We start from the raw sequence: 18,079 nt of genomic DNA, 5'->3' as shown, positions 1-18,079 counted from the left end.
TTCGAGAGTACTTCGACTGCGCTCAGTATGACACCTCAACCAACAAAAGTGTTCTTTAAATAATAAAAATTGGCAGCTGAGATGTCACACTTAGTGACTTGTGCTGAGCTTTTCGAAGCAAGTATAAGTGCTGTCGAAGCTACCATCTTGCCAATGTAGCATTAATAATATCTTGCGTTATTCTATCAAAAATCTCTTCATGGGCTGTTGTTTTTTGTGCTCCAATGAGTTGTGCCCCTCCGGGATAGTCGTAAAAGAAAGAAAATGTTTGTTCCAGATCATCCTCTTCGTTGTTTCTATTGTAGAATCTAACTTTTACACTTATGGTCAATCTGTTTTGGGCAGCTCTATTGTCCGAGGTCGCTGTAGTGGGTGATATTCTATAATCTGTAATTTCTCCCTCAAAAATCAAATCGGCATTAGTTGTTTCTAATTTATAGTTGGTTTGATCTTGTATTAAGTCTTGCAATGTGTTTTGAAACAGAAGGTCTAAGCCAGGCTCAAACAAAAGGGATGTGTTTTCAAATCGATTTACTTGAAACGTTTCAGCATCTATAGAACTGGGTTGTGTGAAACCATATTGCACTTTACAACCAAAAGAAGTAATAATAATTAAAGGTAAAAGAATGTATTTTAATAGTTTCATGTTTTAATTTATGCTTTGTTAGCTTCAATTATGATTAGTTACTAGTACTATTGGAAACTGCGAATTTGTTTAAAGGTCGTATTGTTTAATCTTTCTATATAAAGTACGTTCGCTAATCCCTAATTCAGCTGCTGCTAATTTACGTTTTCCGTTATGACGTTCAAGCGATTTTTTTATTAATTCCAATTCTTTGTCCTGTAACGACAGCGTTTCCTCTTCTTCAATCTCTTCAGCAAAATGATACTTATCTGTGTTTGAAGTCTCTTCTATATTGGTACTGTGTTCAGGAATCGATAATAATTCGGCTGTGTCTTCAGTAGCTTCAAGTGCTTCCTCTTCAAAGTCGTCGTTACCATAAATTTTTTGAATTAAGCCCTCATGGTCTTTTTCAACATCCTTAACATTTCCCGATTTCATGAGTTCCATGGTGAGCTTTTTTAAATCGTTCAGGTCACTTTTCATATCGAAAAGGACCTTGTACAGGATTTCACGTTCACTACTAAAATCGCTTTCAGACTTAGATGTTTTTATTACGGCAGGTAAATTTGTGTTGGCTGTAGCTGGTAAATAACTGCGTAAAGTTTCAGCTGTAATGGTTCTGTTTTGCTCTAAAACCGATAGCTGTTCTGCAATGTTGCGTAACTGACGAATATTACCGCTCCATCGGTGTTTCAACAGTACTTGTATGGCATTATCAGTAAGTTTTACCGTTGGCATTTTGTATTTTAAGGCAAAGTCGCTGGCGAATTTTCTAAATAATAAATGGATATCGTCTTGGCGTTCCCGAAGCGGTGGTAAGTGGATGTCTACAGTGCTCAACCTATAAAATAAATCTTCCCTAAACTTTTCTTTTTCTATGGCTTCAAACATATTTACGTTGGTAGCCGCTACAATACGAACATTGGTTTTTTGCACTTTGCTGGAACCTACTTTGATAAATTCCCCATTTTCCAAAACACGTAACAAACGCACTTGGGTGGTTAAAGGTAATTCGCCAACTTCATCTAAAAATATGGTGCCGCCATCGGCTACTTCAAAATAACCTTGCCTGGTTTGAGTAGCGCCTGTAAAGGCACCCTTTTCGTGTCCGAACAATTCACTATCTATGGTGCCTTCAGGAATGGCTCCACAGTTCACAGCAATATACTTGTTGTGCTTTCTATGGGAGAGTTGGTGAATTATTTTTGGAATACTCTCCTTGCCAACCCCACTTTCGCCGGTAACCAATACAGAAATATCGGTTGGCGCTACCTGTATCGCTTTTTCAATGGCACGATTTAAGGCGGCTGTATTGCCAATAATTCCGAAACGTTGTTTTATAGTTTGAACAGATTCCATGTAATTTTTGTTTTGGACATAGAGACTCTCGAAATGCTTAGGCTCAATGTTTTAATGAACACTTCGGGAATCTTAGTGTTCCTAGTTTTTTAATTATTAATTGAATATCCCAAAGCCTCACCTATAAGTGTTGCACTGGTACAATCAGTTATTTTTACATTTACAAAATCCCCTACTTTATAGTTTTCTTTTGGGAATACAACAACGGTGTTTTGACTGTTGCGACCCGACCAATGGGCATCCGATTTTTTAGAGGACTTCTCAATCAGGACTTCTTCAACCTTGCCTAGATGTTGTTGCGTTCTGTAAAGTCCATGTTTTTGTTGTAATTGGATGATTTCGTTTAAGCGACGTTTTTTGGTGTCTTCTGGTACATCGTCTTCCATTTTGCGCTCTGCCAATGTTCCCGGACGTTCTGAATAGGCAAACATAAATCCGAAGTCGTATTTAACATGCTCCATTAAACTCAAGGTGTCTTGATGGTCTTCTTCGGTTTCGGTTGGGAACCCGGAAATCATATCCTGACTAATGGCACAGTCTGGGATAAGACGTTTTATGTTGTCTATCAATTCAAAATATTCCTCCCTAGTATGTTGCCTGTTCATGGCCTTTAAAATTCGGTTGCTACCACTTTGAACCGGTAAATGGATATAGTTACAAATGTTGTTATATTTAACCATGGTTTCAATAACGTCCATAGTCATATCCTGAGGGTTCGATGTTGAAAAACGAATACGCATTTTAGGTTGTGCTTCTGCACACAGCTCTAACAGTTTTGCAAAATTGGTTGCGGTGGCTTTTTGTAACTCACTGGCTTTGTCAAAATCTTTTTTCAGTCCGCCCCCATACCATAGATAGCTATCTACGTTTTGCCCCAAAAGGGTCACTTCCTTGTATCCTTTACTCCAAAGATCATTCACTTCTTCCAAAATACTTTGTGGATCTCTACTACGCTCACGCCCTCTTGTAAACGGCACCACACAGAAGGTGCACATGTTGTCACAACCACGGGTAATGGAGACAAAAGCAGTAACGCCATTACTGTCAAGACGAACGGGTGAAATATCGCCATAGGTTTCTTCTTTAGAAAGGATAACGTTAATGGCATCTCGACCTTCATTAACTTCGCTAAGCAGATTGGGTAAATCTTTATAGGCATCTGGACCAACCACAAGGTCTACGATTTTTTCTTCTTCTAAGAACTTATTCTTTAGGCGTTCTGCCATGCAACCCAATACACCCACTTTCATGGTTGGATTTATTTTTTTTATGGCGTTGTATTTTTCGAGACGTTTGCGAACAGTTTGCTCCGCCTTATCACGAATAGAGCAGGTGTTTACTAAAACCAAATCGGCATCCTCTAACTGCTGTGTGGTATTATAGCCTTCTTTTGCTAATATAGAAGCTACAATTTCACTATCACTAAAATTCATTTGACATCCATAGCTTTCAATAAAAAGTTTACGGGTGTTGCCTTCCTTTTGCTCTAAAATTAGCGATTCACCTTGTTTGTTTTCGTCAATTATTTTTTCCATAAAACTTGAGTTAACCATAGTGGTCAATATTCGTGCCCGTCAGCTGTAAGGCAGCTGCAAAGATACAATTAATTTGTGTTTTGTGACAAAGTGGCAGTTTTAAATTTTAATGTGTTTGTAAAAAAATGAACCCTTTAACATAAGTATTTTATCGTGGAAGTATCTTAAAACTAAGATAATGTCGAACTATGAAACTAAAACAGTTTGTATATAATTGCTGAAAAACAATTTATTGATAAAAATGTTTGGAAAACGATGAACTACTAATAAGAACTTTTTTTATTGTAATAACATTTTATAAGAATCCTGCTTAAGCAGGATTTTTTATAGAGAATGTTTATCTTTAACCACAAACTAAATCAAATGAAAGCTAAAATATATGGATACACTTGAGTCACTAACCAACAAAATTAATAATGCAAAGGCCTTAGATTTTGGCGATATTATATCCAATTCAATAGATTTTTTCAAAAAAGTATGGCTTAAGGGCTTTTTGGTTATTTTGATTTTGATGGCCTGTGGATTTGTTGTAGGCCTACTGTTTTCATTTATAGGCTTGGGGGTGCAAGGAAACCCTTTTTTAGAAGGATTTAACTTAAATTCATACTACGATTTTTATTTTTCAAACATTATTTACAATATACCCCAAGGTATTTTAGTGAGTACTTTAACCTTGGCGCTGCTGTCTTCTTTTTATCGTATCTGTAAACAGGTATATTTAAAGGAAAATATTACAGAGGATTATTTTTATTTTTTTAAGAAAGAGTACAGTTCCAGGCTATTGATGTTAGGTATAATTTATACTGGAATAGGCACATTAGCGCAATTAATGTTCATTATTCCCTATCTATATGTGTTTGTTCCTTTATCTTATTTTGCGATCGTTTTTGCCAACAATCCACATTTAACAGAAATGGAAGTGGTGAAAGCTAGCTTTAGAATTGGTAACAAAAAATGGTTGATCACATTTGGAACCATGTTCGTAACCGGGATATTGGCTATGCTTGGGATATTAGGGTGTGTTATTGGTTTGCTGTTTACCATGTCTATTGTTTACTTGCCTGTGTTTTTTATTTACAAAGATATAGTGGGGTTTGATGGTGCTAGTGAAATAGACCAAATAGGGGTTAGGGACGATTCAGATTATTAATTCAATACAAATATTATATGGAAACAATCAATGCTATTTTAGGAAAAATTGAAAATGCCAAAGCCTTAGATTTTGGTGATATTTTCAATAAGTCAATCGAGCTGTTTAAAAAGGTATGGTTACAGGGGTTAGTTATGTTGTTGTTGACCTTAGTATTAATGCTCCCTTTTTACATAATCATGTATTTGCCTTTAATAGCTATGGGTTTATTTGATAATGAGTTATTGCAGCAAGGGCAAGAACAAAATCTTGCCATTCTTGTTCCCTTTTACATATTTATGTTTGTATTTGCTTTTTTTGCTATGATAATTGGGTTTGGGTTAAAATCTGCTTTTTATAGAATATGTAAAATTAAGGACTTAAATGAAGCGGGCTCAGATGATTATTTTTATTTTTTCAAAAGACCTTATTTGGGTAAGACCATAAAATTAGCGGCTATGACCTTTGGAATTAGTTTAGTGGCCTTGCTTCTATGTGTGTTGCCTATTTTTTATGCGATGGTTCCCATAGCGTTAATAAATGTGGTTTATGCGTTTAATCCTGATATTTCTGCTTCCGAAATTGTGAAAATTGGTTTTAAATTAGGGAATAAAAAATGGCTGTTAACTTTTGGGCTTTTATTTGTTTCTTCAATATTGGCGCAATTGGTTGGTATTATAATGTGCTTTATAGGAGTTTTTGTAACAGCTTCTTTTGCATATTTACCAATGTATTTTATTTATAAAGAATCCATAGGTTTTGAAGAGGCTGATGAAATAAACTCTATTGGAGACACTTCAGAATAAATCGTTTTGAAATTTTTTAAAAGTACTGTGTTTATCTATAAAACCCAGTGCTTTTTTTATTGTAAAATTAGTAGCAATGCATCTGAAATTAGGTGCATAAAAAAATTTTCACATACATTTGTAGCCTAAAAATCGAGTATGGCAAAGAATTTAGTAATCGTTGAGTCACCTGCAAAAGCAAAGACAATAGAGAAATTTTTAGGAAAGGATTTTAAAGTTGAATCTAGTTTTGGGCATATTTCCGATCTGCCCTCAAAAGAACTAGGCGTTGATGTTGACGGCGATTTTAAACCTAAATATGAAGTTTCCAAAGACAAAAGAGCGGTTGTGAAAAAACTAAAGGAGCTTGCTCAAAAAGCCGATACCATTTGGTTGGCCAGTGATGAAGATCGTGAAGGAGAAGCTATAGCTTGGCATTTGGCAGAAACTTTAAAACTCGATAAAGAAAAGACAAAACGTATAGTTTTTCATGAGATTACAAAGTCGGCCATTCAAAAGGCTATTGAGAATCCGCGTGGTATAGATTACGATTTGGTCGATGCCCAGCAAGCACGTCGTGTGTTGGATAGGATTGTAGGTTATGAATTATCTCCGGTTTTATGGCGCAAGGTTAAAGGAGGGCTGTCTGCAGGTCGTGTACAGTCGGTATCAGTACGATTGATTGTTGAGCGGGAACGTGAAATACAAGAGTTTAATCCGCAAGCTTCCTATAGAATTGATGCGGAATTCTCCAATGCAGACGGACAAACCTTCAGGGCAAAACTACCTAAAAACTTTGCGACCAAAGAAGAAGCTCAAACGTTTTTGGAACAGAATGCTTCAGCTAATTTTAAAGTGGCCGATTTAGAAAAAAAACCAGCTAAAAAATCGCCTGCAGCACCGTTTACAACATCTACCTTGCAACAGGAAGCTTCAAGGAAACTGTATTTTTCAGTAAGCAAAACCATGACCATGGCACAGCGTTTGTACGAAGCGGGATTGATTACTTATATGAGAACCGATAGTGTTAACTTATCTGATGAAGCCAGACAGGGTGCACAAAAAGAAATTGAGCAAACATACGGTGCCAATTATAGTAAGCCAAGAAATTACACTGGTAAAACTAAAGGAGCACAAGATGCCCACGAAGCTATACGTCCAACCGATTTTTCCTTGTCTTCAATTGATGTTGATAGGGACCAGGCCAGGTTATACGATTTAATATGGAAGCGTGCTATAGCATCTCAAATGAGCGATGCGCAATTGGAGCGTACCAATGTAAAAATAGAGGCTTCCACACACAATGAAACATTTAGCGCCAATGGAGAGGTGATTCAGTTTGATGGATTTTTAAAGGTGTATTTAGAAGGTACTGATGATGAAGTTGAAGAGCAGGAAGGTATGTTGCCTATGCTTAAGGTAAACGAGTCACTGTTCAATAATTACATAACAGCAACCGAACGCTATACGCGTCCTCCAGCACGCTATACCGAAGCGTCTTTGGTTAAAAAATTGGAGGAACTGGGAATAGGTAGACCTTCAACTTATGCACCAACCATCTCTACAATCCAAAATAGAAATTATGTAGAGAAAGGTTCTGTGGATGGTGAAGACCGCAAGTATACCCAACTTACCTTAAGGGCAGGGGCAATCAAAGCTAAATCCTTAACGGAAAAAGTAGGTTCAGATAAAGGTAAGTTGGTACCAACAGATATTGGTATGATAGTGACCGACTTTTTGGTAAACCATTTTGAACATATTTTAGATTATAATTTTACAGCTAAGGTAGAATCGGATTTTGATAATATTGCTGAAGGAAAGGAAGACTGGACCAAAATGATGAAGATGTTCTATAAGGACTTTCACCCTCAAGTAGAAGATGTTAAGGAAAATGCCGACCGCGAATCTGGTGAACGTATTTTAGGAACCGATCCAAAGTCGGGTAGACAAGTTAGTGTGCGTTTGGGTAAGTTTGGGCCTATGGTACAAATAGGAACGGTTGACGATGAAGATAAACCGTTGTTTGCTAGCCTAAGCCCAGATCAACAATTAAATAACATCACCTTTGAGGAGGCTATGGACTTGTTTAAGTTGCCAAAACACCTCGGTGCTTATAAAGGTGAGGAAGTTGAAGTTAATAATGGTCGTTTTGGGCCTTATGTAAGATATGGTAAATCATTTGTTTCCTTACCTAATGGGACCGATCCATTAAGTGTTGAGCTTGATGAAGCTATTGCACTTATAGACGAAAAGAAAAAAGCAGATGCTCCTATATATATGTATCAAGGGTTGCCTGTCCAAAAAGGGAAAGGTCGTTTTGGACCATTCATCAAATGGAATAATATGTTTATTAATGTCAATAAAAAATATGATTGGGATAATCTTTCCGATAGTGATATTGTTGAATTGATTGAAGATAAAGTTCAAAAGGAAAAGGATAAATTAGTTCATCACTGGGAGGCTGAAGGCATTCGTGTTGAGAAAGCACGTTGGGGAAGACATCATGTAATAAAAGGCAAGACTAAAGTAGAGTTGGCCAAAACTGTAGATGTAACAGACATGACTCTAGATGAAGCTAAAACATTAATTGAAGCTAATGTGCCAAAGAAAAAGGTGACTAAGCGTACTGCTAAGAAGAAATAGTCAGCATTAAAGCTAAATTATATGGCCATCTTTTATTCCGTAATGTATTTATGTTTTAAGCATTATATTCACAGTAGCAATATGCGTTTTTGCTAAGATTTAAGGGAATTCAATAATTACGGATCTTTTTTATCTTAAATAGTGCGTGAAAATCATTTATTCTTTTAATATTTGTGTAAAAGCCCTAAAAGGGGCGACAGTTTAGCTTACGCATTAGTTATGAATTTTACTTTTCTTTCACCAGTTTCAGATTTGGTGCTTGCGCACAACGAATTATTGTCCACTCAAGCCTTAGGGAGAAAACTTAGAATCCATTCCGCACAACACGGTATGCCTGATTTAGATGGTGTAAAAATTGCACTTATTGGTGTTTTGGAAAACAGAAATGATATTAATTATATAGGAGAGGAGTTTCAGTTGCATGAAATAAGAAAGTCGCTTTACGAACTTTTTCCTGGGAGTTGGACAGTTGCTGTTGCTGATTTAGGGGATATTAGTAAGGGGGAGAGCGTAGAGGATACTTACTTCGCTTTAAAAACAGCTATTACCGAATTAGTTAAGAAAAATATCATACCTATTATAATAGGAGGAACACAAGACCTTACCTATGCCAATTATCGGGCTTATGATGATATTGTTCCAATGGTTAATATTGTTAATGTAGATAGTAAGTTCGATTTGGGAGATTCTGCAAAACCAATCAAGAACAATAGCTTTGTGGGAAAAATTATTTTAGAGGAACCATATAACCTTTTTAACTATGCGACCATTGGTTATCAAACCTATTTTAACTCGCAAGAAGAAATAGATTTAATGGATAAACTTTATTTTGAGGCATACCGCTTGGGGCAAATATCAAAAGATGTTACTGTGGTGGAACCGGTATTACGTGATGCCAATTTGGTAAGCGTTGATTTAGGAGCAATCAAAAGTTCAGAACTAAGCTTGAACCAAAAATATTCTCCCAATGGATTAGACGGTAAGGAAATTTGTGCCATTGCACGTTATGCAGGAATAAGCAATAAGGTGTCTTCATTTGGCATATATGAATATAAGCCTTCAAAAGATGATGAAATTACATCTAGGCTTGTTGCTCAAATGATATGGTACTTTATAGAAGGTTACAATTTCAGGGTCAAGGATGATGATTTTTCAGATGAAAGCAACTATCAAAAATTTATTGCCCTTGTTGAAGAACAGGAATTAGTCTTCTACAAGAGTAATAAGACGGGACGTTGGTGGATCGAGATTCCTTTTTTGGCTGAAGTCAATAATAAATTAAAGAGACATACGTTATTACCTTGCACGCACCAAGATTATAAGGATGCTTGTAACAATGTGGTGCCAGACCGCTGGTATAAAGCATTTCAAAAAAATTGCGTATAGTTAAGATAAGCATATAAGATGTTAATTTTATCGATGAAATGCTTATTTTTTACGATAAAACGTATTTTTTTTAGAAAAAAAGTTGCTTTTTAAAAAATATATAGATATGTTTACGCTCTCAAAATTAAAGCAGATTAATTAACCTCGAGTTTTCTATGGATATGAAGAAGTTTATTTTATTAACCACATTACTAACAATGTTCGCAAGTTGTGGCTCTAAAGATAGAGGCGAGCTTGTTGGTGTTAAAGGAAAGAAATGGCATCCAGAAAAGCCCTACGGTATGGAACTTGTTCCTGGAGGTGCTTTTACAATGGGTAAAGCAGATGATGATTTAGCAGGAGTGCACAATGCTCCAGCCAAAACAGTAACTGTTAGGGCCTTTTATATGGATGAAACTGAAATAACTAACAGTGAGTACCGTCAATTTGTAAATTGGGTTAGGGACTCTATTATTAGAACCAAATTAGCCATTTTAGCAGATGAGGTTGGTTTAACCCCAGAGGATGGAGGTATTGGTGAATTTGCATTTAAAGATGCCGATACGGCTAACATGACGGCCTACGAAAAATACATGCATGATAATTATTTTGGGTTAGGAGAGGATCCTTATGAAGGATATAAACTTAACCGTGATATTGATTTAATATTTGATACTGCAGAATATCCAGATGAATATTATTCTGAGGTAATGGATACCATGTATTTGCCATTGGAAGAATCTTATAATGGTCAACGTACTTGGGATGTAAAGAAATTTAAGTTTCAGTATACTTATATGGATATTCAAAAAGTGGCTAAAAACAGAACTTTAAACCGTAAAGATGCCATTAAAAAAGAAGCTGTTGAGGTGTATCCAGATACAACCACATGGATTAGGGATTTTTCATATTCTTATAACGAACCCATGCATAATGACTATTTTTGGCATGATGCTTATGGCGACTATCCGGTTGTAGGTGTTACATGGGCACAGGCACAGGCTTTCTGTCAGTGGCGTACACTTTACAAAAATTCGTATCAAAAAAGTAAAAAAGGAGCCCATTTTGTAAACGCATTTAGGTTACCACTTGAATCTGAGTGGGAGTATGCTGCCCGTGGTGGTTTGCGTGGCGCTACATTCCCTTGGGGAGGTCCTTATGCTAAAAACGATAGAGGATGTTTTATGGCTAACTTTAAACCGGTACGTGGTGATTACGCTGCAGACCAAGCGCTTTATACTGTTGAAGCAGATTCATACGAACCAAACGATTATAACCTATATAATATGGCGGGTAACGTATCAGAATGGGTGAATGATTCTTACGATCCATCATCATACGAATATGTTTCTACGGTTAACCCAAGTGTTAGCGATAATAAAAACCAACGTAAAGTAGTACGAGGTGGATCTTGGAAAGATGTAGCATACTTTTTACAGGTGAGTACTAGGGACTATGAGTATGCAGATTCAGCAAGATGTTATATAGGATTTAGAACTGTTCAGGATTACATGGGGACAAAGGTAACCAAGAACGGTAAATAACATAAATCAAATCAATTTTAAATAATACTATTAATTAACCTACTTAAGTATTCGTACTTAACTTAAAAATCGAAAATTATGGCACAGTCAAAAGCAAGTAAAAAGTTTATGAATTTAGCTTACGGTTTAGGAGCATCAATTGTAATTGTTGGAGCACTATTCAAGATTATACATTTTGAAATTGGACCGTTAACAGGTAACGTTATGTTAACCATTGGTTTGGTAACAGAGGCAATTATTTTTGCAATATCGGCATTCGAACCCGTTGATGAAGATTTAGATTGGTCGTTGGTATATCCTGAATTAGCTGGAGGAGAAGCTAACAAAAAAGAACCAAAAGATGCTCAAGGACTTTTATCTAAAAAATTAGATGAGTTACTAAAAGAAGCTAAGATAGATGGAGAATTATTAAACAGTTTAGGAGATAGTATTAAGAACTTTGAAGGTGCGGCGAAAAGTATTTCACCTACTGTTGATTCTATTCAAGCTACAAAAAAATATGGTGAAGAATTATCATTGGCAGCTGCTCAAATGGAATCATTAAACAGCTTGTATAAAGTACAGTTAGAAAGCATTAATAAGCAAGCGGCTATTAATGAAGAGTCTGTTGAAAATGCAGCTAAATTAAAAGAACAAATGCAATCATTAGCCTCTAACTTATCATCATTAAATGGTGTGTATGGAGGTATGTTATCTGCAATGAACAAGAGCTAATTAGGGGTTAACCCCAATTGATATTAATTAACCAAAAAAACCTAATTAGACATGGCAGCAAATAATCTATCTCCTAGACAGAAAATGATTAATTTGATGTATTTAATCTTCATAGCAATGTTAGCATTAAATATGTCGAAGGAAGTCCTTTCTGCCTTTGGATTAATGAATGAAAAATTAACGGAGTCCAATCAAGCGGCAACCGAACGAAATACTGCTTTTATTGCCAGTTTAGAACAAAGAGCAATAGATCAGAAGGAAAAGTACGAACCTTTAAAGGAAAAAGCTGTTCAAATAAAGGATTTAGCATCTACATTTGATACTTATTTAGAAGATTTAAAATCGAAAATGTCAAGTACTGTGGATGATCCTGAAGATTATGAAATCATGGACAAAGGGGATTACCTCGATGAAAACTTCTTTAAAGGAGACAAATTGAAGCCAGCTGGAGAAGAATTTATGGCACAAATGGCTGCGTTTAGAGATGGTGTAGCTAATGTTTTAGCCGATCAACCAGGAATGGAAGAGATTGTAAAAGATGTTCAAGAGAAATTCAATACAGATGACACTAAACGAGGTGCTGGAACACAATCTTGGCTAGACCGTAATTTTAAAGGATTCCCTTTGGTAGCTTCTTTAACCAAAATGACACAGCTTCAAGCAGATATTAAAACGACTGAATCTGAGGTGTTGTCTAATATGTTACAAGGTACTTTAACTAGTGAGGTATCTATGACTAATTATACAACCTTATTGGAAACCACTAAATCGGCTTACTTTAACGGAGAGACCTTTGATGGTCAAATAGTATTGGGAAGAAAAGATGCAACTACTAAACCAAATCGTGTAGAGTTGACTTTAGATGGTAGACCTTTAACCGAAAACCAATATACAATTGAAGATGGTAAAGTGAAATTAAATGTGGGTACGGGTGCTCCAGGTGAGCATAAAATTGAAGGAAAATTAATTTTTGCTCAGGACGGAGAGGATATTGAAGTTCCTGTATCATCATCATTTGCTACAGTACCTAAGCCAAATGCAGCAACGATTTCTGCAGATAAAATGAATGTGGTTTACCGTGGGGTGAAAAACCCAATGACCATTTCTTTTGCAGGTATTTCAGATAATAATGTTAGTGCTAGCGCTCAAGGGTTATCTAGAGTTGGAGGAAGCAAATACGTTATGGATGCAACTTCAATTAAAGGAAGAGAAGTTACTATTAACGTTTCTGGTAAATTACCAGATGGACAAGGCGTAAGCGATAAAGCAACCTTCAGGATTAAAGATTTACCAAAACCAACAGGAACCGTAAGAGGAGAAGATGGACAGGTTAAAATGCAACGTCAAAGCTTAGAGATATCAACTATAGGCGCTATGTTCGATGATTTCGATTTCGAATTACCGTTGCGTGTAACTGGTTTTATGTTTAAAGTCTCTGGTCAACCAACCATTCAAGTGAATGGCAATAAATTAGACAGTAGAGCCAAAGGTGCATTGCGTAAAGCCAAGCGTGGTTCTGATGTTCAAATATTTAATATTGAAGCCAAAGCAAGTGGCGTAAGTGTGATACTTAAAAAAGTGTCGCCTGTAATTATTGAACTTACAAATTAAAATAAACAGCTATAGTCAAATATATGGGCTATAGCTGTTACATACTGTGCTAATATAGCCCCAGATATGAACATTGTGAAAAATAAAATGGAACAGATGAATTTTAAAAGTTTTTTATTAACCGTATTAACTGTTTTTGCAGTATCGCATGTATTTGCACAGGCTAATATATTAAATGCGAAATCTCCAGAAGAAATAGGTGTAAGAACAGAAGCACAAAAAGCCATTGATAATGACGAACCGTTAGCTTACGGCTATGTTGACGATAGGGACATCCTGTATTCATCATTGGTTTGGGAAAAAATCGTTCTAGATGAGCGTGTTAATTTCCCATTGTATTACCCTATTGATACCAATAATATTGGTAAAGATAGACGCTCATTGTACGATGTGCTTATGAAAAATATCAAAAATGGGAACATAAAAAACATTTATGATGATTCCTATTTTAACACAAAGCGAACGTTAAAAGATATTGAAGCGGCATTGAAAAAAGTGGATACTACAGAGTTAGGTATTGAGCAATTAAATGCAGGTGAAGAATTGTCAGCAGAATATATAGATACATACGAGATCTCAGCTGCCGATATTAAAGAGTACCGAATTAAAGGACTTTGGTATTTCGATAAACGTCAATCGGAAATGAAATACCGTTTGTTGGGTATCGCCCCTGTAGCTCCCGATGTGAATTTTATTCATGATGAAAACCCTGATTTAGTGGAGTTGTTTTGGGTGTTTTTCCCAGATGCAAGGGAAGTGTTGCATGAAGCGAAGTCCTTTAATAATGAAAACAGTTCCATGCCGTTCTCATTTGACCATTTATTAAATTCGAGACGTTATAATGCCATTATTTATGCTGAGGAAAATGTACAGGGTGATAGAAAGGTCAATGAATATATTGCACAAAATGCATTGATGCAATTGTTGGAGTCTGAAAGAATTAAAACCCAAATAAGGGATTTCGAACTCGATATGTGGACTTATTAAGTTACACAAGGTTATACTAATAGAATTTGTGCCCACTTTTAAGTGGGCTTTTTTTTGGCTTCGAGTACCTCAGCTACCAAAAATTCAAGTTGAGGTGGTTGGTTTTAGCTATACTCCAACCTAAGCTCAGTAATTTTAAGTTAGAAATGGTATAACTTTAAACCCGAAATTGGAATTTAAAAGTATCTTCGCTTTATGAACGTTGATTATATTGTTGTAGGTATTGGCTTGGCAGGTATTAGCTTTTGTGAGCGGTTAAGGGTCAATAACAAAACTTTTGTGGTTTTTGACGACCAGTCCCAAAGATCTTCAATAGTCGCTGGAGGACTGTATAATCCTGTAGTGCTAAAACGGTTTACACCGGTTTGGAAAAGTGACGAACAGTTGCGTTTAGCCTCCAGTCTTTATAGCAATCTCGAAAAACGATTAAAAGTTAAATTAGATTATAAAATCCCTGTTTATAGAAAGTTTACTTCGTTTGAGGAACAGAACGATTGGTATGCAGCTTCCGATAAGCCACAGCTTACCAAATATCTGTCTACGGCCTTAATTAGAAATGATAACGATGCGGTTAATGCCCCTTATGGTTTTGGAGAAGTAAAACATACAGGTAGAATAGCTGTTAAAAAAATGGTGAAGACCTATAAACAGGAACTCAAACAAGAAGGTAGATTTATTGAAAGTGAGTTTAAGCACAGCATGCTTGATGTGATCAATAGCGATGTAAATTATAATCATATAAAAGCAAAGAACATTGTTTTTACTGAAGGCTATAATATGAGTAAAAACCCTTTTTTTAAGGATTTACCCTTATTACCAACAAAGGGCGAGCTGTTAACCATTCACGCCCCTGATTTAGAGATAGATTATGTATTAAAAGGTCCTGTGTTTTTGATCCCATTGAAGCACCATAACTATTTGGTGGGAGCTACTTATGGTTGGGGAGATACATCTAATACCATAAGTGAATCGGCAAAAATTGAACTATCAGATAAATTAAAAACACTTATTAATTGCCCGTTTGAAGTGGTCGATCAAGTTGCAGGGGTTCGTCCTACAGTAAAGGATCGACGGCCGTTGGTAGGAAGACATGCAACTCATGGTAACCTATATGTGTTTAACGGATTAGGTACTAGAGGTGTAATGATTGCTCCTTATGTGGCCAAACAACTGTTTGAATATATTGAATTCAATACACCTTTGGATAAGGATATCGATATAAAGCGATTTGATGATTAAAGTTTGTAGCGATTAGAGCCATTCTTGCCAGTGACAGAGGGTTGGGCGTTGAGCTTATCGAAATGCTCGAAGTCACCGCAAACATATCACAAAGAAAATCATTTCTTGGCCAATGACTTATCGTAATGCATAAAAAAGTTTATCCATATGTTTCTGGAAATCCTAATAATGATGGGCAGAAATACCACCAAGGTAGCAACAATGCTAGTGAAAACGATATTGATACCTGCATTAAAAACGAAAAAGGAAATTACAAAGGCAGCAGTAGCAAAAGCAATACCAACGGCATAACTTACATACATAGAGCCATAAAAAAAGGAAGGTTCAATTTTATATTTTGTACTACAGTTACTGCAAGTTTCATACATGTCTAGAATCTCTGAAAGTATATAAGGATTTTTATTCTTAAACATTGATTCTTCGTGACACTTTGGGCATGTGCCTGTTAAGATGCTGTATAATTTATTCCCTTTTTTAAACATAATATTTATGTACTTTTGCAAACGCATTTTATAGATTAGAGACTAAGAAAAATCAAATCTAAAACTGATAGCAAAAATAAGTTTTTACAATAAGGGCTTAGTAATAAAAGTTACATTTCTATGATTAATATCCATAATTTATCAATTTCATTTCAAGGTGAATACCTATTCGAAGATATTACCTTTAAATTGGGTAATGGTGATCGTGTTGGACTTATTGGTAAAAATGGAGCAGGCAAATCAACCATGTTAAAGATTTTGTCTCGTGAAATGGAGCCAGATACAGGACAAATAGCTACCGATAAAGCACTTAAAATTGGGTTTTTAAAACAGGATATTGATTTTGATTATGGAAGAACTGTTTTAGAGGAATCCTATGAAGCGTTTATCGAAATAAAGCAAATAGAGTCTAAACTAGATCATATTAACACCCAGTTGGCTGAACGTACCGATTATGAGAGTGAAGGATACCATCAGCTAATGGTAGATATTAATGAACTACAACATCAATATGAAATTTTAGGAGGTTACGATTACCAAGGTAATACCGAGAAGATTCTACAAGGCCTGGGGTTTAAACGCGAAGATTTTAATAAGCTTACCGATACCTTTTCAGGTGGGTGGCGCATGCGTATTGAGTTGGCTAAATTGCTTTTACAGAACAATGATATTTTATTGTTGGATGAACCTACAAACCATCTGGATATTGAATCCATAATTTGGTTGGAAGGATTTTTAAAAAACTATTCAGGAGCTGTCGTTATTGTGTCACATGATAAAATGTTTTTGGATACTGTAACCAATAGAACAATCGAGATTTCATTAGGCCGTATTTACGATTATCCCAAACCCTATTCAAAGTATTTGGTTTTGCGTGAAGAACTTAGGACACAGCAGCTCGCTTCACAAAAGAATCAACAAAAACAGATTGAGCAGACAGAAAGGCTTATTGAAAAATTTAGGGCAAAAGCATCCAAAGCAACTATGGCACAATCACTTATAAAAAAATTGGATAAGATTGAGCGTATTGAAGTTGACGAAGATGATAATAGTGTGATGACTTTAAATTTTCCTGTTTCTGTAACACCTGGTAAAGTCGTCGTTGAAGCAGAGCATGTTTCAAAAAATTATGGTGAAAATCAAGTGCTTAAAAACGTTAGTTTACTTATTGATCGTGATAGTAAAACGGCTTTTGTGGGGCAAAATGGACAGGGAAAATCAACTTTGGCCAAAATTATAGTTGGCGAAATTAGACACCAAGGATATTTAAAATTGGGGCATAATGTGCAGTTAGGCTATTTTGCCCAAAATCAAGCAGAGTATTTAGACGGAAACAAGACTGTTTTAGATACTATGATCGATGCATCTAACGAAAGTAACCGGAGTAGGGTTAGGGATATTTTGGGCTCGTTTTTGTTTCGAGGCGATGAGGTTGAAAAATATGTAAGGGTACTTTCTGGAGGGGAACGTAACCGGTTGGCATTGGCCAAATTATTGTTGCAGCCGTTCAATGTGCTTATAATGGATGAGCCTACGAATCATTTAGATATAAAATCCAAGAACGTTCTTAAAGAAGCATTAAAACGTTTTCAAGGAACTTTGATTGTAGTGTCTCACGACCGTGATTTTCTTCAAGGATTGACCAATAAGGTTTATGAGTTTAAAGATCAAAGAATAAAAGAATATTTAGGTGATATAGACTATTATTTGGAGGCACGTAATGTTGAAAGTTTGCGGGAGGTAGAAAAACGAACGGTAGTTAAAGAAGTTCCGAAGGAAAAAAAGCAACAGTCGTATGAAGAACAAAAGCGCTTAAAGTCACTAAATAACAAATTGAGTGGGGTAGAATCTAAAATTAGTCAACTGGAAAAGGACATTAAAGCCATCGATTTGGAGCTTGAAATCAATTATGAAGCAGTCACTTCACAACCAAATTTCTTCGATAATTATCAAACAATGAAAACCAATTTGCAGGAATTAATGCAGAAATGGGAGGACATTCAACTGGAAATCGAGCAGTTCGTCGATTAGTAAGTGTTAAAATTTAGCGTATTTTGTCGA

The 18,079-nt window shown here is 35.9% G+C and carries 14 protein-coding genes; 10 read left to right on the top strand and 4 right to left on the bottom strand.

Annotated features, from left to right (window positions below):
* Positions 1-139 precede the first annotated feature (139 nt).
* From MR053_RS00615 to miaB, 3 genes are all read right to left on the bottom strand, one after another.
* The gene (locus MR053_RS00615) at positions 140-646 is read right to left on the bottom strand and encodes an LptE family protein (protein WP_242130600.1); all 507 of its coding nucleotides are present in this window, start codon (positions 644-646) and stop codon (positions 140-142) included.
* Positions 647-715: 69 nt separating this feature from the next.
* Positions 716-1,984 carry a sigma-54 interaction domain-containing protein gene (locus MR053_RS00610; protein ID WP_223548759.1) on the bottom strand — a complete coding sequence of 423 codons (1,269 nt, stop codon included), beginning with the start codon at positions 1,982-1,984 and terminating at the stop codon, positions 716-718.
* An 89-nt stretch (positions 1,985-2,073) separates the two neighbouring features.
* Positions 2,074-3,519 carry a tRNA (N6-isopentenyl adenosine(37)-C2)-methylthiotransferase MiaB gene (miaB, locus tag MR053_RS00605; RefSeq protein WP_242130599.1) on the bottom strand — a complete coding sequence of 482 codons (1,446 nt, stop codon included), beginning with the start codon at positions 3,517-3,519 and terminating at the stop codon, positions 2,074-2,076.
* Positions 3,520-3,898: 379 nt separating this feature from the next.
* Here miaB and MR053_RS00600 point away from each other — a divergent pair, with 379 nt between their 5' ends.
* From MR053_RS00600 to MR053_RS00560, 9 genes are all read left to right on the top strand, one after another.
* On the top strand, positions 3,899-4,669 hold the full coding sequence (locus MR053_RS00600) for a hypothetical protein (protein WP_242130598.1): 771 nt from the start codon (positions 3,899-3,901) through the stop codon (positions 4,667-4,669).
* Between the two features lie 17 nt (positions 4,670-4,686).
* On the top strand, positions 4,687-5,454 hold the full coding sequence (locus tag MR053_RS00595) for a hypothetical protein (RefSeq protein ID WP_242130597.1): 768 nt from the start codon (positions 4,687-4,689) through the stop codon (positions 5,452-5,454).
* Positions 5,455-5,592: 138 nt separating this feature from the next.
* The gene (gene topA / locus MR053_RS00590; RefSeq protein ID WP_242130596.1) at positions 5,593-8,076 is read left to right on the top strand and encodes a type I DNA topoisomerase; all 2,484 of its coding nucleotides are present in this window, start codon (positions 5,593-5,595) and stop codon (positions 8,074-8,076) included.
* Between the two features lie 219 nt (positions 8,077-8,295).
* Entirely contained in the window at positions 8,296-9,462 is a 1,167-nt protein-coding gene (locus MR053_RS00585) for a formimidoylglutamase (protein WP_242130595.1), read from the top strand.
* Positions 9,463-9,623: 161 nt separating this feature from the next.
* On the top strand, positions 9,624-10,985 hold the full coding sequence (gene porK / locus MR053_RS00580; RefSeq protein WP_449500933.1) for a type IX secretion system lipoprotein PorK/GldK: 1,362 nt from the start codon (positions 9,624-9,626) through the stop codon (positions 10,983-10,985).
* A 78-nt stretch (positions 10,986-11,063) separates the two neighbouring features.
* Positions 11,064-11,699, top strand: coding sequence for a type IX secretion system motor protein PorL/GldL (gene porL / locus MR053_RS00575; RefSeq protein ID WP_242130593.1), 636 nt, complete (start codon positions 11,064-11,066; stop codon positions 11,697-11,699).
* Between the two features lie 51 nt (positions 11,700-11,750).
* Positions 11,751-13,310: a type IX secretion system motor protein PorM/GldM gene (gene porM, locus MR053_RS00570; RefSeq protein ID WP_223548745.1), complete on the top strand. Its 1,560-nt coding sequence runs from the start codon at positions 11,751-11,753 to the stop codon at positions 13,308-13,310.
* A gap of 96 nt (positions 13,311-13,406) precedes the next feature.
* Positions 13,407-14,297 (top strand): type IX secretion system ring subunit PorN/GldN, encoded by an 891-nt coding sequence (porN, locus tag MR053_RS00565; protein WP_242130592.1) that lies wholly within the window; start codon positions 13,407-13,409, stop codon positions 14,295-14,297.
* A 195-nt stretch (positions 14,298-14,492) separates the two neighbouring features.
* Positions 14,493-15,536, top strand: a complete 1,044-nt coding sequence (locus tag MR053_RS00560) for an NAD(P)/FAD-dependent oxidoreductase (RefSeq protein WP_242130591.1) — start codon at positions 14,493-14,495, stop codon at positions 15,534-15,536.
* Between the two features lie 98 nt (positions 15,537-15,634).
* Here the strand turns inward: MR053_RS00560 and MR053_RS00555 are convergent, their stop codons facing one another.
* Positions 15,635-16,018: a DUF983 domain-containing protein gene (locus MR053_RS00555; RefSeq protein WP_242130590.1), complete on the bottom strand. Its 384-nt coding sequence runs from the start codon at positions 16,016-16,018 to the stop codon at positions 15,635-15,637.
* A 120-nt stretch (positions 16,019-16,138) separates the two neighbouring features.
* On the opposite strand from MR053_RS00555, the gene MR053_RS00550 reads away from it, so the two are divergent.
* Complete coding sequence (locus MR053_RS00550) at positions 16,139-18,049, top strand: ABC-F family ATP-binding cassette domain-containing protein (RefSeq protein ID WP_242130589.1); 1,911 nt, start codon at positions 16,139-16,141, stop codon at positions 18,047-18,049.
* Positions 18,050-18,079 lie beyond the last annotated feature (30 nt).

Origin of the sequence: Aestuariivivens marinum (assembly GCF_022662175.1) — a bacterium.
Taxonomy (GTDB): Bacteria; Bacteroidota; Bacteroidia; order Flavobacteriales; family Flavobacteriaceae; genus Aestuariivivens; species Aestuariivivens marinum.
The sequence above is the reverse complement of the archived record's forward strand: the minus strand, read 5'-3'. Positions and strand labels throughout refer to the sequence as shown.